Raw genomic sequence first — 24795 nt, 5'->3', positions numbered from 1 at the left:
GGCTCCGGTCGAGGTCGAGCGGTTGTTATCGGCGTGGGCCGGGCAGGGCCGGGCGGCTGGTGGTGCTCCAGCGCGGGACGCTGGGAGCGGGGAGCGCGGCCGGGCGGCGTGATGCGGTAGCCCGTTGGACGTCCAGTGGGGTGGGGGCCGGTGGCTCGGGAGGGAGGATGGGGGCGAGCTGGGCCATGCCCTTGATGTAGCTGAGCGTGTCCTGACGCCAACGGGGCAGCGGGGCCTGGTCGGAGACGCACTGCGTTACGGCGGTGAGCAGGGCGACGGGGGTATCGGTGCTGGCCGTCGCGTACCAGACGGGGCGGTCGATGGACTTGCCGGCCCACAGCTGCCAGCGGGCGTCGCGCGTGGTCAGCTCGGCTTCCGGATCGAGGTCGCCGGTGGTGAACTCCAGACCGGCGAGCCCGTCCGGGGACTGGACCGCGAAGACGCCCCAGCGCGGACGGTCGATCTCCCAGCGCTGCTTCAGGAGGGGCACGACGGCGAGGAAGGGATCGTGATCGTCGCTCCCGGCGACCGGCCTGGTGAGGTAGGCGGCCGGCCCCTGTTCGTACGCCGTGGCGAGAGCGGTGGTGAAGGCGGCCACGAACTCGGTGGGGAAGCGGTCGTTGAAACAAACACCCCACGTCGGCGTGCCGAACGGGTCACGGTAGGCGTTGATCCGCCAGAGCCCGTCGTCCTCGCCTTCGGGAAGGTAGCCCAGGCGTACGCGCCGGTCGGGGGCGCTCACATACACGTTGCCGTCCTCGTCGCGCTGGAGTTCCCAGCCGAGTTCGAGGAGCGGGGCGAGGGCGGGGTCGCCGATCCCGGTGGTGGAGGCGAGGTAGCGCGGGGAGACGTAGACGTCTCCATCGATGTCGTGGCGCGGGTCGGGCTGGTGGCTCATCGTTCCGCCCGCGTCGTCACGGTGATCTCTTCGGCGGCCGTGTCGAGGCGTTCGTTGACCTCGGCGGTGTCGCGGCCGGTGACGATGTAGAACCCGGCCCGGGCGGTGAACAGGTCACCCTCGGGCGGAAGGAGGAGCAGGTCGCCGACCTGTCGCATCCACTGCACCTGCCGCAGCCACGGGTTGTGGGCGGCGAATGGCTGGTTGACCTGCCGCTGCGTGAGCGTGCCGGAGGCGGCCGGGTAAAGCATGCGGATGCCTGCGGCCTGGCGGCGGGTAGGGATGAGGTCCGGGGCTCGACCGCAGGCGAGGTCGGCGGCGGCCTTCGGCAGGTCGATGCCGGTGGCGAGGCGGACGAGATGGCCGATCATGTCGCCGCCGATACGTGCGTTGACCTCAATCAGCCGGGGCCGGCCATCCACGAGGCGCATCTCGACGTGCTGCACGCCGTCGGTGACCCCCACGGCCTTGACCGCCGCCGCCACGACGGGGGCGACCTGTGCGAGGAGCGGGTCGGTGGCATCGACGGTGTGTCCGGTCTCGTAGAAGTACGGGGCGGGCCCGAGGCTCTTGCGGGTCACGGCGACGGCGGTCGTCTGCCCGCGGTGGGTGACGCATTCGACGGAGACTTCCGGGCCGTCGAGGTACTCCTCGACACCGGTGTCCTCGCGGCTCTGGCTGGCTCCGGCGGAGGCGAACTCAAATGCGGCGCGCAGTTCTTCGGGGCGGTCGATGCGGATCACGCCGATGCTGCCGGCGGATGCGGCGGGCTTGATGACGGCGGGGAGGCCGATGGTCGTCGTCGCCCGTCCTGCCTCCAGCAAGGTGCGGGCCTTCTTCGAGGCGGCCGACGGGACCCCGTGACGGGCGAAAAGCGTACGGGCGGTGGCCTTGTTGCGGCAGGCCCGCATCACCTCGACGGAGTTCACGGGCAGACCGAGCGCGCGGGCAAGGCGGGCCGTGGAGACGAGGTGCCACTCCTCCCAGGTGATGACACCGGAGAGTTCGTGGCGTGCCGCCAGAGCCCGGCCCGCGGAGAGCAGTGCGGCGTCGTCGTGGAGGTCGACGACGGCGTGGTCGACGATGTACGGCTTCTCCCATGACGGCTCGGTGCCGGTCAGCAGGACGACGTCGTACGCGGCGGCCACCTGCTCCAGGCAGTAGCCGCGATAGGTCTCATCGCCGGGAGAGACGACGAGCACGAGGGGGCGAGCGGACAAGAAGGAGTTCTCCGGATCGTTGGACGGCGGGACGAGGGAAGAGGGGTGTCAGTCGGCACGGCGGCGGCGTAGCTCGAACGCGCTGGCCCAATGGGGATGCGCGGCGATCAGCTGCCTGGCGTAGAGGGCGGTGTAGTTGTTGTTCAGCCCGGGGACGCCGTACGGGAGTTGTCGGCGCAGGTCCTCGAAGAGGTCCTTGAGGCTGATGCGCGTGGCGCCGGCGGCAAGGCGACGGGCGGCCATGCGCTCGAGCGCGCTGTAGACGTGCGGGTTCTGTGCGTCGAAGGCGTGGAACTGCTCGGTGATGGTGCGACCGCTCGTACGGTTCGCCCTGGAGCAGGCAGCGGGCATGGGGAAGTTCTCCACAGGCTGGGGAAGCGCAGGGGGTCAGGTGCGCATGGCGGGATCGGTGCGCAGGCGGAGGAAGGCCGGGATCAGTCCGAGGGCCTGCAGGACGGCGCACGCGGTGATGACGTGGCCGAGCGCGTCGGGCGGGGTGAGCGCGGTGAGCACGCCGGCGACGGGGAAGGGCAGCAGGAGGATGAGGATGGTCGCGGACAAGGTGCTGCCGAACTTCTCCGGCGGGATCAGGCGGGAGCGCAGGGTGCGCAGGACGACCGTCATGCCGCCCTCTGCGGCCATCAGGACCGCGACCAGGACCAGGTAGGACACGTAGTCGGGGGCCTGTGCAGCGGCGAGGGTGGCGAGCGAGGCGATGGCGGCGCAGGCGGCGCCGACCGGCCACAGGCCCAGGCGGTCGATCGCGAACCGGCAGAGCGTGACGCTGAGGAGCGTCGCTCCTGCAGCGGCAGACCAGACCAGGCCGACAGCCGGGGCCGACTGCCCGTAGTGGTTGACGACGATCACCGGACCGGCAGCCTGGAGGAAGCCGATGGCGAGGTTGGACAGGGTCAGGCCAGTCACGAGCCAGCCGAGCGCGGGCAGAGACCGGATGGTCCGCCACCCGGTGATCAGCCCCGCACTCGTGTTGCCCTTCGCTGAGCGGGCCGGGGCGACCGGCGACGGCGGTGTGCGCAGGGCGAGCAGCGCGGCGAGCAGCGAGAACACCGTGATCACCGCGAGCATCTGCCAAGGTCCGGCGAGCAGCAGCAGACCTGCCAATGCCGGGCCGGCCAGGGTGGCGGTCTGGTCGATCCCGAGCAGCACGGCCTGGACACGGTGGGCCCGCCCACCGGCTCGACGGCCGGCGGCTGCGCCCGCGGTCTCGGCCGCGATGTAACTGAACTCGGTGAGCACGCCTGTGGTGGCCGCGAGTGCCATCACCGTCACGCTCGCCACGGCGCCGGACGGGTGGAGGTAGAGGAGGATCGCGCCGACGGCTACGACCAGCGCGCGGCCGAGGGAGGCGAGGAAGAAGACGACCGATGCCCCGCGCCGGTCAACAATCCCGCCAGCCCACCCGAACGCTGCCAACCTGGGCACCCACTCCAGGGCGAACGCCAGGCCGGTCAACGCCGCGGAGCGCGTGGTGACCAGCACCAGGAGCGGGATGCCGTAGGTGGACATGGCGAACGCGAGGGCGTCCACCGTGCGCGGCAGGTAGATGCTGCGCAGCAGTCCCCCGGTGTGGAGGGCGTGCCGGGGGGTGACGCCTCCGCTCACGCGACCGGCTCTGGGTCAAGGAGCACGGTGACCTGCGGGTTGGCGTTCAGCCACTGGACCAGCAGAGCGCGGGGGTGGTCGAGATCCGTTTCGGCCTCGGGGCTGGGCGTGTCCTCGCTCGCTGGTCGCGGGGAGCCATCGGCGCGGTCGGCGAGGAGCGCGGGGGCCAGGAGGCTGAGGGAGTGCTGGAGGCGGGTGGTGAAGTCGCAGACGCGGGTGGGGTAGGCGTGGCGTCGGGCCCAGCGTGCGGTGGCGTCGTAGAAGTCGGCCAGCTCCGAGCCGGCCTCGGTGAGGGCAAGGCCGACGCCGGGTGCGACCCGGACGAGACCGTGCACGCGGGCAACGTGGGTGGTCCGGCGAAGGTGGTGCGCAGAGAGGTCGGGGAGGGTGCCGGCGAGCCTTCTCGGCGGGATCGGCCCGTTGTCGTCGATCTCGGTGATCAGCCGGATCAGGCCCGGCGAGGACAGCAGGGCGAGTGCGTTGCGCAGTTCGGCCGGAGTGAAGGAGGCGGTCATCGGCGCGGACCTCCCGCCGGGAGCGCCGCCTTCGGGCGGGCCGTCGCGGTGTGCGAGAACAGGTCGCGGTTCTGCCACGTCGGGCGAGTGGCCCCTCCGGCCCGGCCAGCCGAGGAGGCTGTGGGAGCCGGCAGGGCGTGGTTGCTGACCCACGGCTTCGGCGCGGGTACGGCCCCCGGGTGCCCCCAGACGGGGTGCTGGGCAGCATGGGTGAGGGGGTGCCCGGCGGACCACGCGGAAAGGGCGCCGAAGACGGGCCCCAGGCCGTCGCCCGCCACAGACAGGCGGTAGGGCTGACCTATGCCCGCGGTGTCGACCAGACCGTCGGCCACGAGCTGCCGCAGCGGGGGGTAGATGTTGGTCCAGTCGCTGCTGGGCATGACGATCCTGGCCAGGGCCCGGCCGCTGACCTCTGCGCGGGACTTCAGTACCCACAGGATGGCGGCGGCGTGCCGCCGGGTGAGCAGGGTGAGGCTGTCCTCGATCTGCTCGATCGCGGGAAGCGGGCGGTCCGCCTTCTCCAGGTGCTCCTCGGCCCAGGTGACGATCACCGGCAGCACCCGCAGAAGGGCTGCGCCGCGGTCGGTGTGTCCGTAGGTGACATGCCGCGAGGTGTGTTCGGTGCGCTGGACAAGGCCGGCATCGCACAGGGCCCGCAGCTTGGGGTGGAGCTGGCCGTTCTGCAGCCACGACAGCCGATCCGCGATCTCGCTGTACCGCAGCGGCGGCCCGGAGAGAGCCAGCAGGATCCGTACGTTCCATCGCGGAGTGATCATGGCGAGCGCCTCGCTGACCCGCGCGATGTCAGCGTCGGTGTCAGGGGGCAGACCGGTGATGGCCAAGGGAGGAACTCCTGGGTGAGTGAAGAGGGATGCCCGCGGGTCAGCGGCTTCGTGCAGGGCTCACGGCCGGGACGGGCGGGGCGGGTACAGCTGGCGCGGTGGCCGGGGGCGGTGCAGGCGCGGTGACGCGGGTGAGGCTCTGGAGAACGGCGGAGACCGACTTGGCCTGGACGTCGCGGACTGCGACCGCTTCGGCGAGCCGGCGGGCGCCGTCGAGAAGGTGGGAGACCTCGTGTCGGCCGATCTGCCGCTCGGGGTGGATGAGCTGGGCGAGGCGGTCGCGGTGGAAGTCGATGCTGCGCTCGGCGAGGATGAGGTCGTCGTGCATGCCGAGCAGGGCAGAGAGCATGCCCGGCGGCTGGTCCTGGGCGTGGGCTTCGAGCTCGGCGAGCGGTGCGCCGTACAGGTCCTCGATCCGTCCGGCTATCTCGGTGGACGTCGAGTGGGGCAAGCGGGGGCTTTCACGGTCGGCGGGCCCTCGCCGCCCCGGCACGCGCGGGGGCCGGGGCGGCGAGGGACGGGGGCAGGACGGCTGCGACCACCGGCTGCGCCGTACGGACGGGGCGGGGCTGATGATCGGGCGGAGGCATGGTGCGCAGCAGCTCGCCGAGCGCGGCGCGGTAGCCGTCGCGGGCATCGAGCGCCGCCTCCAGCCACTGCGCGTCGAAGCGGAGGTCACCGGCTGACAGCTCGCCCATGTCCCGGTCGGGTGCCATCGCCTCGTGCACGCGGTCGCGGACCCGGGCGACCTGCTCCTCGGCCAAGGCGAGGAAGGAGCGCAGCTCCAGGGCGCGGGTCAGCGCGGGAGGGGCATCGGGCCCGGTAGCAGTCGCGTACAGCTCGGCGACCGGGGCGCCGAAGATCTCCTGCAGCTGGCCGTCTGCGGTGCTGGACTTGAGCCGGACGCTCACAGCACGGCCCTTCCCGCTCGCGGCACCGACGCCGGCGCAACTGCGGGGCGGTGCGGAGCGCTGGTCGGCACCGCCGGGCCCTTGCGGGCTCCGCGATTGAGACGGGCAAGGCGTTCGGCAGCGAGGCCCTTCTTCCCCGGAGCCTCCGGATCGAGAAGCCACCGCACGACCAGGGCCCGGCCGTCGCGTGCCATGACGGCCGCGTTGACGCGCTGGGCGAGGCCCATCGTCGGGTCGTCGACCTCACCGGGCTGCGTTTCCAGCGCGGCGAGGAGGTCGTCCTCCGCTCGGTCGAGCACAGCCTGGGAGTCGACGAGATGGCCGTGCCACGTGACGACCTCGGTGGCGTCGGGGTTCGCGGCCGGCGCGACGGCGACTGCGGCCCTCAACTGATCCATGCCCATTCCGAAGTGGGCTTCGATCCGTTCGGTGAGCACACCCAGGACATCCGCTGTGTCTTCGGGTATGTCGTCGGACAACGGGAACTCTTTTTCGGAAGACGACACCTAAAACTTCAAGGGCAGGGAGATAACGGCGGTCGGACGACCCCGGCTGCGAAGTAAGCCGGTTACTGCTGCCGGCCTGTCAGCTGAGGCACATGCGGACGTCTCGGTAGACGTACGTGCCGGAGACCCATCCCTTTACGCCGGTCGTCTTGTCCGTGATGTAGAGCCAGTTGCCGCTCTTCTTGTGCACGGTGAACTTGTGGCTGCGGTAGAGCACTCCGACCGCGGTGGACTTCGTGGTGGCCTTGGACCGGATGGTCACGGCCTTCGTGTGGACCTCGTACGGCAGCGGCGGGAGAGACGAGCAGCTGCTCGTCGGGACGGCAGTTGCCGCGGTGGCGACGGGCGCCGCATTCGCGGCGGTGGCGGACAGCACCGGCACAGCGAGTGCGCCGAGCATCGCAGCGGATATGGCAATACGGGTTGAGCGCATGCGGAAGAAACCTCCATGAGGCATAAGGCTTGAGGGGAAGGCACCGGGGCTTTGCCCCGGCGGCTGTATAAGAGTCCGGAGAATCGCCGGTTTGGCTAACCGGCGATCGTCGGCTATGTTCCGCCGCGCCGGTCGGCCTCGGAATTCAGCGTGAGGGGCCGGGCGGGCGTGGAGCGGGGGCCTTCGGCATGGCAGCCGGGCGGGTGAATGACGCTGCCGGGCGGACCGGCGGGAGGGGGCCGGCCTCGCCTGTGAGCCGGTCGTCGCACCACTGAAGGGCCTCTTCGACCCTGGCGAAGCCGCCCTCGCGCAGGGTGTGGGTCCACGCGTCGGTGTCGACTTCCTCGACCACGACGCGGAACGGTGAGGGGGCTCGCTCGTCGAGAGCGCGCAGTGCCACGACGGTGACCATGTCGTCCGGGTCGTCGCTGGTGTAGGAGTAGCCCATCGCGTAGTGGTCGCCGTCGCCTGCGAGGCGTTGCTCCAGGGCCCGCGTCGCCTCGTCCGCTGGCGGCGGGCCCAGTTCGGGGTTGAGGCCGATGGCGTTGGGAGGGCAGCCGCGGTGGATCAGCCAGGACTGAGCCATGGCGGGCAGCGGCAGCAGTTCCTTCTCGAAGTTGAACGTCCGCTTTTCCCTGTCCCGTTGCAGATGTACGGCGACGTACTGCGGCATGCCGGGGTGTCCGTAGGTGGCGGTGCGGTCGAACAGGACGTAGTAGCTGTGCACACCGTTGGCAGTGTGGTGTTCCGCCAGGGGGACGAGCAAGTCGGACCGCACTTCGACCTGACGGTAGAAGTCGAGGTGAACCTGCTCGTCGGCGTCGAGGTCGTCCACGTCGAATTCGACTGCGGGAAGGGGCTTCCGGGCGGGTGCCGGTTCGCTGGGGGACAACAAGAGCCTTTCGGGGAGTTCAGCGCCGCCGTGCCGGGGTGGACGGCCAGGCCCCGGGGCGAGCCGGGGGCTTCGGCACTTGGGTCGTGGGCGGCCGACGCGCGGCGAACAGCGCGGCGCGGCCGACATCGGTCAGTGCGACGGGCTGGCCAGGCCGGCACCCTCCAGCTGCTGTAGCTCGGCGTAGGGGATGCGGGTGCCGGAGGCAGTGGTCACCGACATCCGGCCGGTCAGGAGATGCTCGTAGAGCTTGGCCCCGCCGGCGATGGCCAGCAGCGCCGCCTGGTCGGCAGTCGACAGCGGCCTTTCGCTGGGCGCCGAGGACGCTGCGGCGGCGGCCTCGATGGGCTCCAGGGCGGTGATCACCTTCCGGGCGGCAGCGTCGCGTACGTTGGCGGCCTCCTCCAACTGGTCCACGGTCCGGTCGATGCGCGCGAACAGGGCGCCGTCGACGGGGAACTCGCCGCTGGACAGACGGTGGAGGAGGACGCGGTAAAAGGTCACGCCGGTCTCGGCCCGGACCAGCTCGCGGTGCCGGTCGACCAGGTGGGCATGTGGCTCGTCGAGGACGCCGCGGTCGCCGTACGCCCACAGGGTGTCGACGTCATGGCCGGTGACGGCTTCGATGCGATGGTCGAGTGGGGACACCGCACGCCGGACTGCTGCCGGCGCGGGGTCAGGGGGCATAGGCGGGACTCCGTCGTTCAGCGGGCGTGATGGTGCGAGGGGTTGAGTGCGGGGCGGGGCAGGCCCGGCAGCGCGGAGGGCGGCGGAGCAGGCCGGGGTGCGGGGCCTCGGGTCGTGAGCTGCGGGGAGCGGGAGCGTGCCGCGTGGGTGCGGGCGCTCAGTGGCCGGCGGGTCATGCCCAGGCGGCGGCCGACCTCGTCGTAGACGTCGTTGCCCGCCCGCGGTCGGATCGCCACGACGTGGATCTCCCGCTGGTGCATGGACTCGGCGGGTGCCGGGCGGACGCCGTAGACGACGCGCCAGTCCTTGCGGGAGTCCACGAACAACTTGCGGTAGCCCTCCAGGTCGCCCGTGAGCCGGAGCCCGAAGCGCTGCGCGTTCACGACTTCCTGCAGGTAGACAAGGGTGAGATCGCGGATGTCGCTGGGCGCCTGGAGGAGATCGGTCAGGGCTCGGGGATCGAAACTCAGGCCGAAAGCCGGTTGCTGCCCCCCGTTCACGACGTCGGCTCGTCCGGCTCAGGGGGCCCGGCCGCCTCCGCCGCGCTCGCCATCGCCTTCTCCGTACGCGCCGAAGGCGGCGGGCCCGGAAGGATCCGGTGGGCGGGACGCTCAGGTGAGGTCATGCAGGCCGACAGCGGACCGCCCGGCGCGCGAATCGCCGCGATGGCATGGGTGAGGAAGTCCCGGTGCCACACGAACAGGCCGGAGAGACCGGCTTCGGGGTCCTTGTGCTGCTGGTATGCGAGCCACAGGGCGTGAAGCCATGCAACGACGTCGTCGTGCTCCTGCCACTGCAGGCACCAGGGCGCCGCGGTGGTGACCTCCGCCCCGTAGACCGGGAGGAAGAAGTCATCGACCCAGTCGGACAAGGCGTCGAGCTCGTCCTCACGCTCCTCCCCATCCAGTTCCAGAATCGGGCGCGGCTCCGGCGGCGCAGCCGGGGGCGGTCCGCCGAGCCCCGGCATGCCGAACGCAGCGAACGGTGACCCGCCCGGAGCCGGGGCGGAGGCCAGATGGTCGAGCTGCTGCGCCTGCTGAGCCGACTGCTCCATCAGCCTGCGGACGCTCGCCTCGATTCCCTCCAGGTGGGGGTCCGGAATACGAACCGGTTCCAACTCCCCGTGGTCCGAGGGTTCTATGGATTCAGACATGGAACGTGGGGCCTCCTACGAGGTGCGGAAAAAGGGGAAGCGGAAGCAGTGCGGGCCGGTCGACGGACTGCCGGCGTCACGGCGGGATACCGCTCGGGGCCAGAAGCGGCGTCGGATTCTGCGCAGGAAAGGCGGTCGCAGCCTCAGACGGAGAGGTCCACGTCGTCCTGGGTGAGGGTTTCGCGGATCGTTTCGGTGAGCCGGTCGGCTGCGATGGACGCGTAGTGCTCGGTCTTCTCCACGCCGATGAAGTCGCGGCCTTCCAGCAGGGCGGCGACGCCCGTGGAGCCGGAGCCGGCGCAGAAGTCGAGCACCGTGCCGCCTTCGGGGCTGATCTTGACCAGCTCGCGCATGACCGAGACCGGCTTCTGCGTGATGTGCTGGCGCTTCGTCCCCGAGGGCTGGGAAGCCGAGTACATGCCCGGTAGATAGACGGGGTTCCGGGAGCCGTCGATCGACCCCTTGCTCGCCCAGACGATGAACTCGCAGTTCTGGGTGAACCGGCCCTTCTGCGGCCTGGCCTGCGGCTTGTGCCAGGCCAGGACACCGCGCCACAGCCAGCCGGCCGCCTGGATCGCGTCCGTTGTGGTGGGGAGCTGCCGCCAGTCGGTGAACAGCAGCGCGGTACCACCGGTCTTCGTGAGGCGGTGGGCTTCGGTCATGATCTGCGTCAGCCAGAACCCGTAGCTGCGCTGGTCCATGTTCTCGCCGGTGAAGTCCGGCAGGGCGTGCTGGGCGTCGGCGGAGGTGTACTTCTGCTTCGCCGAGCGCGTGGTGCGCTCCTTCGCAGTTCGACCGCCCGAGTTGTACGGCGGGTCGGTGATGACGGAGTCGACGCAGTCGTCCGGCAGGCCGGCGAGGACGCTGAGAGCGTCGCCCTGGTGCAGGGAAAAAGGCAAAGAGGGGCCCCAATTCGGGTGTGGAAGCGCAGAGGGAAACTCCCGTCTCGCATACGAGTCCCCGCAGGCCGGAATTGGGCATGAGGAAGCCCGGGCCGCAGACCGAGGAGGGCGAGGGGAGTCCAAAAACTGTAGAGGCGAATACGCCGACGACCAAGAAGTCCGCTGCTGACGTACCGGATTCCGGCACCTCATGCCGACTTTTTGGTCAGCCGCCAATCCGGGCCTACTGTTTTTGAACCGCCCGGCGCACACCGCCGCTGGCTACTCCCCACCACGCCTCACGGAGGTACCCCCTGCCCCGGCACACCTAGCTCACGACACGGCCATGCGGAGCGAGCGGCAACTCGCCCGCCGGCCCACACGATTGCCCACCCCGGCCGCCGCGCCCTTCCACCGCCACGCGCACGCGGCACGCCGGACACCGCACCCCCAAGGACACGTTCATGACGCCTTGCTACCCACCCATGCCCGAAATCGCTGACGCGCGAGCGGTCCGCGCCGGTTGAAGGCGGTCGCCGCCGGCATCGGCGTCGTCTTCCTCTCCCCACTGCTGCTCGCCGGGACGGCCATGATGATGGCCTCCTCCGCCGAAGCCGTGCAGACCTCCGGCTCTTTCAGCGGCTGCCTGACCGACATCGACTCCGACGAGGTCGCCAAGCACGTCACCGAGATCCTCGACGGAGCGTCCGGTAAGGACGTCCACATCGAGGGCCTGGATCTGCCCGCCGAGCAGGTCCCCAACGCGCGGACCATCGTGGCCACCGGCATCAGCCTCGACGTGCCCAAGAAGGGTCAGATCATCGCGCTCGCCACCGCGATGCAGGAGTCGCGGCTGCGCAACCTCAACTACGGCGACCGGGACTCGCTCGGCTTGTTCCAGCAGCGTCCCTCACAGGGCTGGGGCACTGCCCAGCAGATCCGTGATCCTGTCTACGCCAGTGAGCGCTTCTACAAGGAGCTGCTCAAGGTCAACGGCTGGCAGCAGATGACCGTCACCCAGGCGGCACAGGCCGTGCAGAAGTCCGGCTACCCGGACGCGTACGCGCAGTGGGAGAACCTAGCCACCGCGCTCCAGACGGCCATCGCCAAAACCTTTCCCAGCACCGGCAAGGACAAGGACGACAAGGGGCCGGACAAGGGCGACGAGTCCGCGACCGGCACCACCGGCTGCGCTCCAGCCCAGGACGGATCCGGCTTCGGCCGCATCCCCGAGGGGAGCGTCCCGAAGGGATAAAGGATCCCCAAGGATGCCGACCCCAGGGCCCGGAAGGCCCTGGACTGGGCGATGCACCAGCTCGGCACGCAGTACCAGTGGGGCGGCAGCTGCACCGACGCGCACGGCCCAGACCCGATGGGCCGCTGCGATTGCAGCTCGCTCATGCAGCAGGCGTACGCCCACGCCGGCATCACCCTCACCCGCACCACGTACACGCAGGTCAACGAAGGCAAGCCCGTCTCCCCCAGCCACCTCCAGCCCGGAGACCTGATCTTCAGCCGCGGCACCGCGAGCCGCCCCGAGCACGTCGGCATGTACATGGGCGAGGGCCTCGTGATCGAGGCCCCGCGCACCGGAAAGCCCGTCCGGATCACCCCGATCAAGGACTGGGACATCCTCGCCGCCCGCCGCGTCCTCTGACGCCGCTCCCGCCCGCACCCCGCTGCTGCGGGCGGGCCGCCGCCGCGGCCACTTCCCGCGCGCCGAGCGCGCCTCCCCCTCCGCTTCCCCCTTTCCCGCCGGCCCCTCGCCTGGCCTGCGTTCGCAAGGAGCCTCGCCACACCCATGTCCCTCCCTCTCGCAGACCGCGTCATCCAGCTCGCCTTCGACCCCGGCATCACCCCCGCGGGCGGCTGCCTGCCCGGCCTCGCCGTGCTGAAGAACGTCGTCAACTCGATCAACATGTTCGGGATCATCGCCGTCGTCGGCGCTCTCGCCGTCTCCCTCGGTGTGTGGGCCTGGGGCCACCACACCGGTGGCCACCAGGCCGAGGCCAACGGCAAGAAGGGCGCCGTCGTCGCCGCGGGCGCGGCTCTGGGCCTGGGCGCCGCGAACGGAATCGTCGCGTTCTTCTCGGCTCTCGGGTCTCAGGTCCACTGATGCAGAAACGATTCCTCTCCCTCTCCCTGTCCCCGTACGGCATCGGCTGGTCGGCCAACAAGCGGATCGCGATCGTCGCTCTGGTCGTCACCGTCCTGCTCGCGACCGCCGCCGCCGTCGCCTGGCTCAGCGGGAACGGCAACGGCCGCCAGGGTCCGGATCGCGCCGTTGCGGCGCCGGCGAGTAGCCCGTCCTCCTCCGAGGCCGCCCCGAAGCCCGTCGCCGGATCCGGATCGGTGCCCAAGCCCCCGCAGATCGCGGAGCCCGTCGCCTACGCCAAGGCCGTGGCCCAGATGCTGTGGTCCTACGACACCCGCAACACCAGCCGCGACCAGCAGCTCGCCGGCATGCGCGCGTGGATGACCAACGAGCCCACGTACGCCGACTGGGCATCGGTCTCCGGCCAAGTCCCGGATCCGGTGCTGTGGTCGCGCATGGCCGACCAGGACCAGCACGCCACCGCCAGTGTCACCGAGGGCCACTACCCCTCCGCGTTCAAGCAGGCCCTGGCCGACGACCCGTCCGCGATCACCAAGGCGTACATCTACGTCGTCACCGTCAACGGCAAGCAGCAGATCGCCTGGAAGAAGGGCGGCGGTGGAGCCGAGGAACGCGCCGTGACCCTGGCCGTGCAGTGCCGGCCCAACCACGACTGCGCCCTGGCCGCCATCGCTCCGAGCGTCACGCAGTGACCCGCGCCTGACACAAGAAAGGAGGGGCAACTCTCCGTGGGTTTCTGTGATTTCCCCCTGGCGGGCAAGCTGTGCGCCGTCGGCGACGCGGTCGACTTCGCCTCGGATCCCGGCAAGGCCATCGGTGACTGGATGGCGAAGTCGGCAGGCGAACTCGCTGCCGCCGCTGCCGACCTGGCGGCCAAGGCCGTCAACACCACCACGAAGGTCGACCTGAACGCCGGCTGGTTCCGCGACAACTACGAGATGCTGCTGCCGCTGGGCCTGGTCCTGCTGGTCGCAACCTTCTGCGCACAGCTCGTCCGGGCCGCCGTCAGACGCGACGGACAAGCCCTCACACAGGCATTCACCGGCACCATGTCGGGCGTCCTGTTCGCCTTCTGCGCCATCGCCTTCACCACGGTCGCCGTCGAGGTGGTCGACGCGATCTCCGACGGCCTGTTCAAGGCCGCGAGCCTGGACATCGAGTCGGCCGTGCGCCGCATCGTGAAGGTGAGCCAGATCGGCGCCCTGGCCGGGCTCGGCTGGCTCGTCCCGGTCGTGGCCGGCCTCGGCGCCGCCATCGGCGCCTTCCTCTACTGGTGCGTGATGATGGTCCGCAAGGTCGGCATCCTCGTCATGGTCACCCTGGCGATCTTCGCCAGTGCCGGCGGCGGCTGGGAGGTCGCACGCCGCTGGCGCAAGGGCTGGATCGAAGCCACCGCCACCCTCGTCGTTTCCAAGCTGTTGATGACCGTGATCTTCGTGCTCGGCATCGCCGCCATGGGCAAGACCGAGGCCAAGGACGGCATCGGTGCCCTCGCCGACGTCATGTCCGGCATCGTGATCATGGTCCTGGTACTGCTGTGCCCGTACGCGGTGTTCAAATTCGTGCACTGGGCAGCCGACGGAACCGACGGCGAGTCCATCCACCGCGCCGGCGGCGCCGGAGCCCAAGTCGCCAAGGCACACGCCGAGAACGCGACCCGCAAGGCCGCGGCGGCAGCCGCCACCGCCGGAACCGGCGGTGCGGCAGCCGGAGCAGGCGCCGCTCCGCAAGGCCCCGACGCCGCAGGCGGAGGCGGCTTCCCGGGCGACATCGCCTCCCACTCGACCGGTGGAGGCGGTGGCAAGGAAGACGCGCAAGGCGGTGGCACGGGCGTCTCGCCCGGTGGTGATGCCATCAAGTCCGGCCTGGAGAAGGCCGTCCAGCCCCCGCCGACGAGCGTCTCCGACGACACCAGCAGCCAGGTGGGAGGCAGCCCAGGCCCGGGTGGGTCCGGACCGAGCGCCGCGTCCAGCCAGGGCGACGGATGGCAGTCCGCTCCCCCGACCACGACCCCGCCGCCCCAGGGCGCACCGCCGTCCTCCAGCCAACAGAACGCCACGACCAGCGGACCGGCTGGGCCGCCCCCGCCCCCGACCGGCCCCTGATCCTCTGCCCGCTTCCGGGGGCGGGACGCACCGCGCGCTCCCGCCCCCGGGCCCCCACCCGCGCCTCCAGGACCCGCCCCATGACTGACCTTTCCGTCGCCCCGGTCACGGTGAAATTCCCGCACCGGTCCCGTCGCGGCATCCTCCTCGGCCTCTCCCTTCCCCAACTCGTCCTCGTGGCGTGCACACTGGCCCTGCTGCTGATGACGGTGCTCTCCACCGGGCTGCTCGGCGCCGTCGCCCTGACCCCGCTCTGGGCCGCCTCGGGCGCTCTCGTCGCGATACGCCGGCACGGCCGCTCCCTGATCGACTGGGCGCCGATCGTCACCCGCTACGCGCAGCGCCGACGCACCGGCCAGACGCTCTGGCTCGCCCGGCCCGTCACCCGACCCCGGCAGGAAGGCGTCCTTCACCTGCCCGGCACCACCGCCTCCCTCAAGGTGGTCACCCCCGGCGACTCCGCCAACGGCGCTGCAGCGGTCCACGACCCGCACCGGCAGACCCTGACCGCCATCGCCCGCGTCACCTCTCGCGCCTTCGCCCTCCTCGACCCCGCCACCCAGAACCACAACGTGGCCAGTTGGGGACGTGCGCTCGCGGGCATCGCACGGACCGGACACATCGCCACCGTGCAGGTCCTGGAGCGCACCGTCCCCGACAGCGGCGACACCCTCACCCGCCACTGGACCCAGAACGGGCAGCCCCAGGCCCCAGTCGCCGGACAGATCTACTCGGAACTGGTCGCCTCGGCCGGCCCCGCCGCCGCCCCGCACGAGACCTACCTCGCCATCTCCCTCGACCTGAAGGCCGCCAAGCGCCTGATCAGCCAGGCCGGCGGCGGACTGCCGGGCGCGTTCACCGTCATGGAGCAGACGACCGCCTCCATCGCCCAGGCCGCCCGGAACGCCGGGCTCATGGTCACGGGCTGGCTGAGCGCCCGGGAGATCGCCGCCGTCATCCGCACCGCCTACGACCCGAAGGCCCTCGCCGCGCTCCAGCAGTGGTCCGACACCGGCCGCGCCGAGGCGGACCCCGCAGCCGCCGGACCTGTCGTCCAGCTCGAGGAGTACGACCGCCTCGCCACCGACTCCGCCCGCCACGCCACGTACTGGGTGGAGAACTGGCCGCGCACCGAAATGGGAGCCGGCTTCCTGCACGGGATCATGTTCACGGCCGGAGTGCGGCGCAGCCTGTCCCTTATATACGCGCCGCAGGGGCTCGAGTCTGCGCTGCGGGACGTCCAGCGGAAGAAGGCCGCGATCATCGCCGACGCGAACGAGCGCGCCCGCCGGGGACAGGTCGACAGCGAGGAAGACTCCGTCGAGTACGCCGACGTCAAAATGCGAGAGCGCCAGCTCATCGCCGGGCACGCGGACGTGGCCCTGACCGGCCTGGTCACCGTCACGGCCGAGACCGATGCCCTCCTGGACGCGGCCTGCGCGCAGATCGAGACCAGCGCCGTCACCTCCGGCGTCGATCTGCGACGGCTCAACTACCAGCAGCCCGACGCCTTCACCCTCACCGCGCTGCCGCTCGCGCGGACCGCCCTGTGACGGACCCATCCCTTTTCGATCAAGGCGTGGCAGAGCAACCGCTGCCCGCCGCCCCCTGCCTCCCGGCAGGAAGGACCACCACCATTGACCTCTCACACTCCACAGGACGCGCACCCCTACCTTCGCGCCGCAAGCGCCGGAGTCCGCCACCACACCCGTGCACTGGCACCGTCGGACACAGGCCCTCCCCGGCCGGCAGACCGACTGCACCTTGACGTGCTCCACGCCCACCTCACCACCCTGCACCAGCTCCTCGACCGGCTCGCCGAGACCACCCGGCCACCGCACCCCACCGCCGGCCGCCGCCTGGCCACCGCGCACACCCACCTGTGGCAGGCCGCCAGCGAAGTCCACGCCGCCTTCCACCTGCTGCCCAGCAACACGACGGCGGGCAGCGAAGCAAGCGCGTGCCGTCCGGACCGGCTGCCCGAGGGACCGCCCGTGCTGACCATCTGCCAGCGCCACCTCGCCGCCGGCCACGTGGTCCGGCGCAAGACCACCCCCACCGACCTCCGCGCGCACACCACGGCCTGTGCGCAATGAGCATTACCCGCAGAATCGAGGGCCCCCGATGAGCCACCGGCCCGCCCGCCGCGCCCGCCGCGCTTCCGCGTCTCCGCTCTTCACTCCCCACAGAACGGACCGGGCCAGCCGCAAAGAGGCCCGTCGCCAGCTCGCCGAAGCCACCGCCAAGGCCCGCGCCGAAGCCAGCGCCCACCAGACAGAGACCACACGCGCCGAGCACGAGACTCCCGCCGCCCTCTACCCCTCAAGCGGACGCCCCGGACCCGCCTCCGCTCGCAGGAACCGGCTGAAGCTCCCCGCACACCGCATGACCACCGCCGTGGCCGCCGGCGCGTACCCATTCCTGGCGGAGGGCGGCCTCGGCGCGGAAGGCATTTACATCGGCCGCGATGTACACGCCGAGGCATCATTCGTCTTCGACCCCTTCGCGCTGTACGGCAAGGTCGAGGGCTTCACCAACCCGAATCTCCTCCTCGCCGGAGTCATCGGCCAGGGCAAGAGCGCGCTGGCCAAGTCCTTCGCGCTGCGCTCTGTGGCCTTCGGGTACCGCGTCTACGTCCCGTGTGACCCCAAGGGTGAGTGGACACCGGTGGCGGAAGCCCTCGGCGGCCGATCCGTAGCCCTCGGGCCCGGACTGCCCGGCAGGCTCAATCCCCTGGACGCGGCCCCGCGCCCGGAAAGCGTCTCCGAGGCCGACTGGGTCGGCGAGATCCGTAAGCGGCGCCTTCTCCTGCTCGGTTCCCTGGCCCGCACCGTCCTGGGTCGGGAGGTGATGCCCATGGAGCACACGGCCCTGGACGTCGCCCTCGACGCCGTCGTCACCCGCGCCGCCGACACCGGCAGCACCCCGCTCCTCGGTGACGTCGCCGCCACCCTCAACAACTCCGGCGCACTCGACGAGGCCGCCGGGATGATGTCAGGCCAACTCGGCGACGCCGCCCGCGACCTGGCCCACGCCATGCGCCGCCTCGTCCACGGTGACCTGGCCGGCATGTTCGACGCCCCCTCCACCGTCGCCTTCGATCCCAGCGCACCGATGCTCACCATCGACCTGTCCCGACTCGGCGGCTCGGGGGACGACACGGCGCTGGTCCTGGCGATGACGTGCGCCTCCGCCTGGATGGAGTCCGCCCTCTCCGACCCGAACGGCGGCCGACGCTGGATTGTGTACGACGAGGCGTGGAGGTTGATGCGGCACGTCGGGCTGCTGCAGCGAATGCAGGCCCAATGGAAGCTCTCCCGCGGACTCGGCATCGCCAACCTGATGGTGATCCACCGGCTGTCCGACCTGCTCACCGCCGGCGATGCCGGATCCCAGGGCCGCGCCCTGGCCGAGGGCCTTCTCGCCGACTGCAGCACCCGCATCATCTACCGCCAGGAGACCGACCAGCTCCACGCCGCGGCCTCCCTGCTCGGCCTGACCTCCGTCGAGATGGACGCCATCGCGCACCTCAACCGAGGGCGTGGCCTGTGGAAGGTCGCCGGGCGATCGTTCATCGTTCAACATCTTTTGCATTCGTGCGAGCTGTCGCTGTTCGACACCGACGCCCGCATGCACTGAGAAGTCCCGCGAGTTCACCCCAACTGGCAGTGACCCCGCGTTCTGCCGCCGACCGCCACCAATCGATGGAGCGCGTGGTCTTCGGCTGGACCGATGTCCACGCCGATCAGGCCGCCCTCTTCGGACCGTGACCGCACGACGATCCTGCTGCCACTCACCGCCAGTCGATCAGAACGGACCTCTCCCTGCCCTACCAAGATCCGGAACAGCGCGAGACCTCGCCCAACACGCTTCACCGCTACGCCCGCCGGGACGCCGAGCCCTTCCTGGCCGCGCACCTGCTCCCCGACGAGCCGCTGCCGCTTCCCGACCTGACTCCCTACCTCACCGCGCTCGCCATGGCGGAGACGCCCGCCGAGGTCAGCGCCGTCACCCGTCGGCTCGTCGAAGCCACCACGCCCGTGCTCGACCACATAGCCGGCCACTTCGTGGCCATAGCCCTCTGGGCCGGCCATGAGCACCGCCACACACCACAGGCGGTGCGCCTGCTACGTGACGCCGCCCACGGTGTCCGCCTGGCGCCGGCACAGGTCACCCAGGCCGATCTGGAGAACCTGCGTGCCCACTACACCCCGCCCGCAGTAGGCCCGGACGAAGACAGGGCCGTCCAGCCAGCCGCGGCCCGTCCCCGGTCGTTGGGGCCTTCGGCTGCCTCCGGCCCTCCGCGCTCCCGCCGCTAGAGCGCCACGAATCTCCTTGGGAGCACATGCCCACACTCCGCGCTGATCTCTCCGCCTTCGCCGACGCCCTGGCCGACCGGCTGCCCGGCCAGTGGACCACCGAATACGTCCGACACGCTTCCTGCGACGAGCAGTTCGCCAGCGCCGAGGCGCTCTGGGACGTCGGCCACGTCGACTACATCGTCAGCCAGTACGTCCTCAGTCACCACGCCGTCCTGCGCGACCAGGACGGACGACAGCTCTATCTCACCGATCGACCCTTGTACCGGCACCAGTTCGTCGTGGCACCGCTGGAGCCCGAAGGGCCCGGCATCAAGCCCCATCACTTCTCTGGAGTCGAGGAACCGAACGGCATGGCCGTTCGTGCCCAGCCAGCGCGGGCAGCCGCGCAGGTCACCCGACGCCTGCTGCCCCGCTACCAGCGGGCCTTGGACACCGTGCTGCACAACGCAACCATCCAGCCAGAGCCGCCGCACCGCCCCGGACCGCCGCAGGTGGCCGACGTCGTGACCCTGACCTGGTACGAGGACGGCGCGCTCGGCACTCCGTACAAGGACGTCCCCGAGGAAGCCCGCACGGTGCTTTACGCCCTCGGATTCCAGTACCACCCGCACCAGGCCGCATTCCTGTTGCCCGCCGCTTACGGCGAGGACGGCCGCGCTCTCCGCCTGCAGGCCCTGGTGCACCACCTCGCCCCAAAGGGCATCGGTGTCAACCTCCGCCACACCACCACACCGACCACCCTCACCACGCGGCAGCCCGTTCCCGCGCCGACCAGCGCCGCAGCCACCTTGCGCCACCGATAGGCCGACCGCCGGACCGGCCACGCGCGCCTACCCGTTCCCCCCTCTTCCCCAGTACGAGGAGCCCCCATCCGCACCATCCGCCGCACCCTGCCCTTGATCACCGCCACACTCTGCGTCGCCCTTGCTACGACCGCCTGCACCAACGACGCCAGCAGTCCCTCGGCCAAGAAGACAGCGCCCAGCGCCACCGCCGCGCCGGTGGCGACCCCCGCGCTCACGCCGGCGCAGGCACGCGACGCCATCACCCGCTACTCGACGACCAACTACCTCGCGCACGTCAAGCAGGACCCCGCGCTCCTCGACACCGTCGAGGACGGTCCCCGTTACGCGATGTCGCTGGCCGACCTCAAGCAGGACGAGGCGCTGCCGCAGGCGGACCGCCAGCCGTACCGGCTGTGGTCGTACGACCTGTCGGCGACCGAGTTGTACATCCCGCGCCTGAACAGCGGACAGCAGCGGTGGTTCGCCGCCGTCACCAGGGGCGGCAGCCAGCAGCAGTTCGCCCGCGTCCTGGTCATGGCCGAGAACACGAAGTCGAAGCAGTGGGAGATGGTGGCCACCGTCGACGTCGACGATCCCAAGCAGCTCCCGCAGATCGTGCTCGACAAGGATGGTTACGCCACCGCCATCGACGCCTCCTCGAAGTCCCTGGCCGCACCGGTCGGCCAGCTCCGCTCGGCGGTGACCGACAACTTCGCCACCGGAGGCGAGCTGACCGGGAAGAAGGTCTTCACTTCGAACCAGACCTCCCAGCGGCAGATCAAGGTGCACGACGAGACGACCCGGAAGTTCGGCCCGCGCGGCACCACCCGCTTCACTGCCGCCGACCCGCAGTTCACCGATGCGTACGCGCTGAAGACCACCACGGGCGCGCTTGTCGTCTTCTCCCACACGCACACCCAGCACGACGCCGTCGCCGCACCGGGTCTGCGGATCATTCCGGAGAAAGAGGACCGCGCCTGGCTCGGCACCAGCCCCAGCCCCGCCTTCACCTACACGTTCACCTGCTCGGACATCGCCGCCGTCCCGAGCGTGCCTGAGGCGTCCAGCCTCCTCGGCTACAGCTGCCGCCGCACCGACGCCAAGGCCGCCGGCCCCAGCGCCTCTGTCTAGAAGGACCCGTGGCCGAACCTTCCGTCGCCGGGCCAGGCACCGGCCTCGACAGAACTGCCCCGACCCCGCCGCGCGTCCCGCCCGCCGACCCAGCACCCACCCAGTGATCCTGAAACGCCCTGGAGGCCCCTCCTGTCGACCGGTTCCTTCATCGCTCGCCCCACCGAGACCGGCTACACCGGTATATACGTCCATCTCGACGGCCAGCCGAGCGAGAAACTGCCCATCCTCCTCACTGCCCACCGGTACCGGTTCGGCCGTGACGTCAAAGCTATGGCGCAGCATCTCGTGGATGGCGTCGCCGTGGGATGGGACGAGCTGGGCACTGATCTCCTGGACGGTGCCCCGCCCGAGATCCTCTCGTCGCTGACCGGCGGTGAACAGTGGGCCAGCAGCACCCTGGACCACCTGGTCACGCCCGTCGGCTCCCCGCCGGTCCGCATGACGGTCACCGAGAAGACCGCCGCCGATCTGGACGTGCAGTGGGGGTACATCCTTCGCCCCCACGGGATCGAAGTGATCAGCGTGCTGCACGCCGCCGCCGGTCCTCTCGTCGCGTGGGGCACCGACCCCCGCGCCCGGTTCAGCAACCACCCGGCGCACTGGTCTGCCCCCGCCTCGGCCGCCGCGCCATCGGCCCGTCCCGCCCCCACCTCGCCTTCGGTTGGTCCCCGCACCGCTGCCCGCCGCTGACCCTTCCCGCCCGCGCTTCCCGGAGATTTCCCTGCCCACGCCCCCGATCACAATCGTCATCGCCAGCCGCCTGCGTGAGGACCGCCTCGATTACCTGACCGCCATGCACGCCAGCCTCACCCGGCAGTCCGTGCCGTGGGAGGCAGTGATCGCCCTCGACGGCGCCGACCCGAGCCGCCTGCCCGCCCCTCTCGCGGCGGACCCGCGCATCCGTACCCTCACGCTGCCCCGCCCCGTCGGCGCCGCCTGCGCCCGCAACCTCGCCCTCACCCAGGTCCGCACCACGTACGTGAACTGGGCAGACGATGACGACGAGTTCACCGACGAGGCCATGACGGCACGGCTGTCCGCCCTCGAATCCACAGGGGTGGGCTGGTGCGCCGGCTGGAGTGAGGACCTGCACCCCGACGGCTCGACCACCCTGTGGCGCTGCCCGACGCCGCCAGGCCGACACGAGGCCGGCGACGTCATGAACTACTGGGCACGGCCGCAGGACACGATCCCGATCGGGCCGACCACGATCCTCGCCCGCACCGATCTCGTACGAGCAGCCCCGATGGGCGGCCTCGTCCAGGGCGAGGACTATATGGCGGCCGTCGGCATCACGGTCCTCGCCCCGGGAATCCTGCTGCGCCTGCCGGTCTACCGATACCGCAAGCACCCGGGGCAGATGACGCAGCAGGCGTCGTACGACCAGCTTGAGGCGGCGGCCCGCGAGCACGCGCACGGCTACGGACTCAGCCTGCGGGCCGCTCTTCGTACCCGCGAGGCTCTCGCCCGTGGCTGACGCGCACATCGTCCTCGCCTACCGGTCGGCGACGACCTGGGCCGCGCGTTCCTGCGCCAAGCCCGCGTGAGCGCAGCGCACCGGCGCCCGGCTCTCGCCGTGTCCGCACCCCTGCGTCCCCTGCCTGCGGCCCGTCCGGCACCCCGCCGCTGACCTGCTCCACCACCGACCACGTGAGGAGATGCCCACCCTCTTGGAACCCGGCACCCACTTTGTCTTCGGCACTCACAAGGAACACGGCTTCGTCGCCTCCTTCACCTCCTCCATGCCCTCGCACCTCGCCCAATGGTTTCTGCTGCGCGAAGAGTTCGAACCGGTCGCCGGCCAACCCGGGCTGTTCAGGCTCAGCGAACCGGAACGGGACGGCCCTCGCCGCACTCGACAGGCCGTCCACGACCTGCGCCGCCAGGGTTACGCCGTACACGCCGACGTCGTTCTCGACCCCGCCACTTCGGCCAGCCCGCCACCTCCCGTGCGGCCGAACGGGCTCCTGGAACGCCGCAGCCGTCTCGCACAGGCCGCCGCCGGCCGTACGACGCAGCGCGGCACGGCACCCACCACCTCGCCGCCGTCGGCCCGGCCGATCCCGCCGAAGCCCACCTACGCGCCGACCGTCCACCTGACGGCGTGGGGTGGCAGGCGATCCCGATGACACCCGGAAGCGACCCGGCCCCCGAAAGCCCGCTGCCCGTGGCACGCGACCTCGGAACCCGAGCAGGCGACTTCCGTCTCCGGATGTCCGTCATCGCCCGCGAGACCGAGATCGCGCTCGACATGACCCGCGACCGCTACGGCCGCACCGTTCACGAAGGCGCCGCGGCAGCCTCACGAGCCCACCGCGACAAGGCCGCCGTGGAGGCGTACGCCACGCACCTCGCCCCGTACGCCGATGCACTGCTCGATGCCGCTCACCGAGCGCTCGACGAGCTTCCGCCCGCCCGGCACATCACTGGGTGGCGGACCGTGCTGGACGGCCTCGCCGTCTCCGCCGCCGAGATCCGGCGGGCACTCGACCGGCCCGCCGCCCCCGGTTCCGCCGTACGCACGCAGCATGCGGCCTTGTGGCCCTACCTCGCTGCTTGGGCGGAGCACGGCTTCATTGCCAGCAACCTCGCCGACCAGCACCAGCACTACAAGGTCCCGCTGGCCGACGAAGAACAGCAGGCGTGGACCGAGCGGGCCCAGGCCGCGCAGCGGCGAGGCGAGCTAGAGCTGACCGAGTCCTGGTACGCCGCTGACGGGCAGCCCATCACCCTCGCCCATCTGATCGAGGACGACGACTCGACGGTGGTCGCCCTCAGAGGTGACCCGGACGCCCCCGGCTGGCAGGTGATCGGACACTTCGCCCACGAATACGAGGCCGGACAGGTGCTTCCCGCCCCCGTCCCACCCGGCGTACTTGGCGCGGACGTCTCTGTGTTCAACCGGCCCGTGCCCGCCCCCGAGATATCGCTGCAGGAACTCATCCGGGACGTCATCGAGGCCCAGCACGCCGGTGACGCGTCCAACGCGCTCCTCGGTGCCACCCAACGCGGCTACCACGCGGGCCCGATGGTCCGCCTTCAGGAACTCCTTGAGACCGCGGGCCAGTTCGCCAGCGCCCTGGAGACCGTACAGGGCCGGCAGATCGCCGCCCGGCTCACCGCACTCGGCCGACAGATCGACTTCCTCATCCGCGAAGTGCATGACGCGGCCGAGGACCTCGGGGCGACCGTCGCCGTTCTACCGCCGCACCGCACCCCCGTCCTACGGGTCCGCCCGCGCCCCGCCGTGGACACCACACCACCCACGCCGCCAGCGCGCACCACCACCGCCCGCCACCGCTAGGCACCGCTCCCCCGAGAGAAAGCACCCGTTGTCCCTGACCGCACCCCCGGCCCCGGCCCCGGCCCCGGCACCGCGCATCACCTATGGCGCGGTGCTGGGCAGCCCGTACGTCGCCCGCCTTCTCGGCGGCACCCTCACCGGCCGCCTCCCCAACGGCATGGCACCCGTCGCCATCCTCCTGTGGGCCACCGCGACCGGAGGCAGCATCGCTTTCGGCGGACTGCTCAGCGCCCTGTACGGGCTGTCCTCCGCACTGTCCCAGCCGGTCAAGGGACGCCTGATGGACCGCCACGGCCAGACCGCCGTGCACCTTCCCGCCGCCGTACTCAACTCCGCACTGCTGGTGGCCCTGCCTGTGGTCGGAACCCAAGTAAGACCGTGTCCTATGTGGTGCTGGCTCGTTGGACTGTTCATGGGGCGGGATACGTGGAGTTGGATTGTTCCGGACGGGTTGTGGGAGATCGCGAA

27 protein-coding genes and 3 pseudogenes are annotated in these 24795 nt (G+C 70.9%); 15 read left to right on the top strand and 15 right to left on the bottom strand.

The features are described from left to right. Positions 1–25: 25 nt before the first annotated feature. From ACIQMR_RS30850 to ACIQMR_RS30780, 15 genes and pseudogenes are all read right to left on the bottom strand, one after another. Positions 26–898 carry a DUF317 domain-containing protein gene (locus tag ACIQMR_RS30850; RefSeq protein ID WP_401394143.1) on the bottom strand — a complete coding sequence of 291 codons (873 nt, stop codon included), beginning with the start codon at positions 896–898 and terminating at the stop codon, positions 26–28. Further along, positions 895–2118, bottom strand: coding sequence for an ATP-grasp domain-containing protein (locus ACIQMR_RS30845; protein WP_401394140.1), 1224 nt, complete (start codon positions 2116–2118; stop codon positions 895–897). Before ACIQMR_RS30845 ends, ACIQMR_RS30850 begins: the two co-directional genes overlap by 4 nt. A gap of 48 nt (positions 2119–2166) precedes the next feature. Beyond that, positions 2167–2469, bottom strand: coding sequence for a hypothetical protein (locus tag ACIQMR_RS30840; RefSeq protein ID WP_401394138.1), 303 nt, complete (start codon positions 2467–2469; stop codon positions 2167–2169). Between the two features lie 36 nt (positions 2470–2505). Continuing rightward, complete coding sequence (locus tag ACIQMR_RS30835) at positions 2506–3741, bottom strand: MFS transporter (protein WP_401394136.1); 1236 nt, start codon at positions 3739–3741, stop codon at positions 2506–2508. After that, a complete protein-coding gene (locus tag ACIQMR_RS30830; protein WP_401394133.1) occupies positions 3738–4256 on the bottom strand; it encodes a regulator in 519 nt (172 codons plus the stop codon). The genes ACIQMR_RS30835 and ACIQMR_RS30830 overlap by 4 nt, the downstream gene beginning before the upstream one ends. After that, positions 4253–5098 carry a winged helix-turn-helix transcriptional regulator gene (locus tag ACIQMR_RS30825; RefSeq protein WP_401394131.1) on the bottom strand — a complete coding sequence of 282 codons (846 nt, stop codon included), beginning with the start codon at positions 5096–5098 and terminating at the stop codon, positions 4253–4255. The genes ACIQMR_RS30830 and ACIQMR_RS30825 overlap by 4 nt, the downstream gene beginning before the upstream one ends. 40 nt (positions 5099–5138) lie before the next feature. Beyond that, a complete protein-coding gene (locus ACIQMR_RS30820) occupies positions 5139–5549 on the bottom strand; it encodes a hypothetical protein (RefSeq protein WP_401394128.1) in 411 nt (136 codons plus the stop codon). A gap of 10 nt (positions 5550–5559) precedes the next feature. Beyond that, complete coding sequence (locus tag ACIQMR_RS30815) at positions 5560–6009, bottom strand: hypothetical protein (protein WP_401394126.1); 450 nt, start codon at positions 6007–6009, stop codon at positions 5560–5562. After that, positions 6006–6488: a hypothetical protein gene (locus tag ACIQMR_RS30810; RefSeq protein ID WP_401394123.1), complete on the bottom strand. Its 483-nt coding sequence runs from the start codon at positions 6486–6488 to the stop codon at positions 6006–6008. Before ACIQMR_RS30810 ends, ACIQMR_RS30815 begins: the two co-directional genes overlap by 4 nt. Positions 6489–6594: 106 nt before the next feature. Beyond that, positions 6595–6948, bottom strand: a complete 354-nt coding sequence (locus ACIQMR_RS30805; protein WP_401394120.1) for an SH3 domain-containing protein — start codon at positions 6946–6948, stop codon at positions 6595–6597. Positions 6949–7093: 145 nt separating this feature from the next. Further along, positions 7094–7843, bottom strand: a complete 750-nt coding sequence (locus ACIQMR_RS30800; RefSeq protein ID WP_401394118.1) for a hypothetical protein — start codon at positions 7841–7843, stop codon at positions 7094–7096. A gap of 16 nt (positions 7844–7859) precedes the next feature. Continuing rightward, positions 7860–8527 (bottom strand): annotated as a pseudogene (locus ACIQMR_RS30795) (hypothetical protein). 17 nt (positions 8528–8544) lie between these two features. Further along, positions 8545–9027, bottom strand: coding sequence for a hypothetical protein (locus ACIQMR_RS30790; RefSeq protein WP_401394115.1), 483 nt, complete (start codon positions 9025–9027; stop codon positions 8545–8547). Then, positions 9024–9581 carry a DUF4913 domain-containing protein gene (locus ACIQMR_RS30785; RefSeq protein ID WP_401394404.1) on the bottom strand — a complete coding sequence of 186 codons (558 nt, stop codon included), beginning with the start codon at positions 9579–9581 and terminating at the stop codon, positions 9024–9026. The genes ACIQMR_RS30790 and ACIQMR_RS30785 overlap by 4 nt, the downstream gene beginning before the upstream one ends. Before the next feature lie 242 nt (positions 9582–9823). Beyond that, complete coding sequence (locus ACIQMR_RS30780; RefSeq protein WP_401394112.1) at positions 9824–10579, bottom strand: DNA-methyltransferase; 756 nt, start codon at positions 10577–10579, stop codon at positions 9824–9826. Between the two features lie 505 nt (positions 10580–11084). Here ACIQMR_RS30780 and ACIQMR_RS30775 point away from each other — a divergent pair. The 15 genes and pseudogenes from ACIQMR_RS30775 to ACIQMR_RS30705 form a co-directional block, all read left to right on the top strand. Further along, positions 11085–12218: pseudogene (locus ACIQMR_RS30775) on the top strand (C40 family peptidase). A gap of 144 nt (positions 12219–12362) precedes the next feature. Further along, positions 12363–12677, top strand: coding sequence for a DUF6112 family protein (locus ACIQMR_RS30770; protein WP_401394109.1), 315 nt, complete (start codon positions 12363–12365; stop codon positions 12675–12677). Beyond that, the gene (locus ACIQMR_RS30765) at positions 12677–13369 is read left to right on the top strand and encodes a hypothetical protein (RefSeq protein ID WP_401394107.1); all 693 of its coding nucleotides are present in this window, start codon (positions 12677–12679) and stop codon (positions 13367–13369) included. Before ACIQMR_RS30770 ends, ACIQMR_RS30765 begins: the two co-directional genes overlap by 1 nt. A 36-nt stretch (positions 13370–13405) precedes the next feature. After that, a complete protein-coding gene (locus tag ACIQMR_RS30760; RefSeq protein WP_401394104.1) occupies positions 13406–14782 on the top strand; it encodes an ATP-binding protein in 1377 nt (458 codons plus the stop codon). An 80-nt stretch (positions 14783–14862) separates the two neighbouring features. Further along, entirely contained in the window at positions 14863–16335 is a 1473-nt protein-coding gene (locus ACIQMR_RS30755) for an SCO6880 family protein (protein WP_401394101.1), read from the top strand. Between the two features lie 84 nt (positions 16336–16419). Continuing rightward, positions 16420–16878 carry a DUF6238 family protein gene (locus tag ACIQMR_RS30750; RefSeq protein ID WP_401394098.1) on the top strand — a complete coding sequence of 153 codons (459 nt, stop codon included), beginning with the start codon at positions 16420–16422 and terminating at the stop codon, positions 16876–16878. Positions 16879–16906: 28 nt separating this feature from the next. Further along, entirely contained in the window at positions 16907–18421 is a 1515-nt protein-coding gene (locus tag ACIQMR_RS30745; RefSeq protein WP_401394096.1) for a VirB4 family type IV secretion system protein, read from the top strand. 338 nt (positions 18422–18759) lie between these two features. Next, positions 18760–19101, top strand: a complete 342-nt coding sequence (locus tag ACIQMR_RS30740) for a hypothetical protein (protein ID WP_401394093.1) — start codon at positions 18760–18762, stop codon at positions 19099–19101. Positions 19102–19127: 26 nt separating this feature from the next. Beyond that, entirely contained in the window at positions 19128–19907 is a 780-nt protein-coding gene (locus ACIQMR_RS30735) for a hypothetical protein (RefSeq protein WP_401394091.1), read from the top strand. A 93-nt stretch (positions 19908–20000) separates the two neighbouring features. Continuing rightward, positions 20001–21020 (top strand): hypothetical protein, encoded by a 1020-nt coding sequence (locus ACIQMR_RS30730; protein ID WP_401394088.1) that lies wholly within the window; start codon positions 20001–20003, stop codon positions 21018–21020. A gap of 273 nt (positions 21021–21293) precedes the next feature. After that, positions 21294–21713: a hypothetical protein gene (locus tag ACIQMR_RS30725; RefSeq protein ID WP_401394085.1), complete on the top strand. Its 420-nt coding sequence runs from the start codon at positions 21294–21296 to the stop codon at positions 21711–21713. A 52-nt stretch (positions 21714–21765) separates the two neighbouring features. Then, on the top strand, positions 21766–22500 hold the full coding sequence (locus ACIQMR_RS30720; RefSeq protein WP_401394401.1) for a glycosyltransferase family 2 protein: 735 nt from the start codon (positions 21766–21768) through the stop codon (positions 22498–22500). A gap of 193 nt (positions 22501–22693) precedes the next feature. Then, positions 22694–23152 carry a hypothetical protein gene (locus ACIQMR_RS30715; RefSeq protein ID WP_401394399.1) on the top strand — a complete coding sequence of 153 codons (459 nt, stop codon included), beginning with the start codon at positions 22694–22696 and terminating at the stop codon, positions 23150–23152. Then, the gene (locus tag ACIQMR_RS30710; protein ID WP_401394082.1) at positions 23149–24327 is read left to right on the top strand and encodes a hypothetical protein; all 1179 of its coding nucleotides are present in this window, start codon (positions 23149–23151) and stop codon (positions 24325–24327) included. Before ACIQMR_RS30715 ends, ACIQMR_RS30710 begins: the two co-directional genes overlap by 4 nt. Before the next feature lie 28 nt (positions 24328–24355). Next, a pseudogene (locus tag ACIQMR_RS30705) lies at positions 24356–24795 on the top strand (hypothetical protein); the annotation flags it as partial.

The organism is Streptomyces sp. NPDC091376 (assembly GCF_044757085.1).
GTDB lineage: Bacteria > Actinomycetota > Actinomycetes > Streptomycetales > Streptomycetaceae > Streptomyces > Streptomyces pratisoli.
The sequence above is the reverse complement of the archived record's forward strand: the minus strand, read 5'-3'. Positions and strand labels throughout refer to the sequence as shown.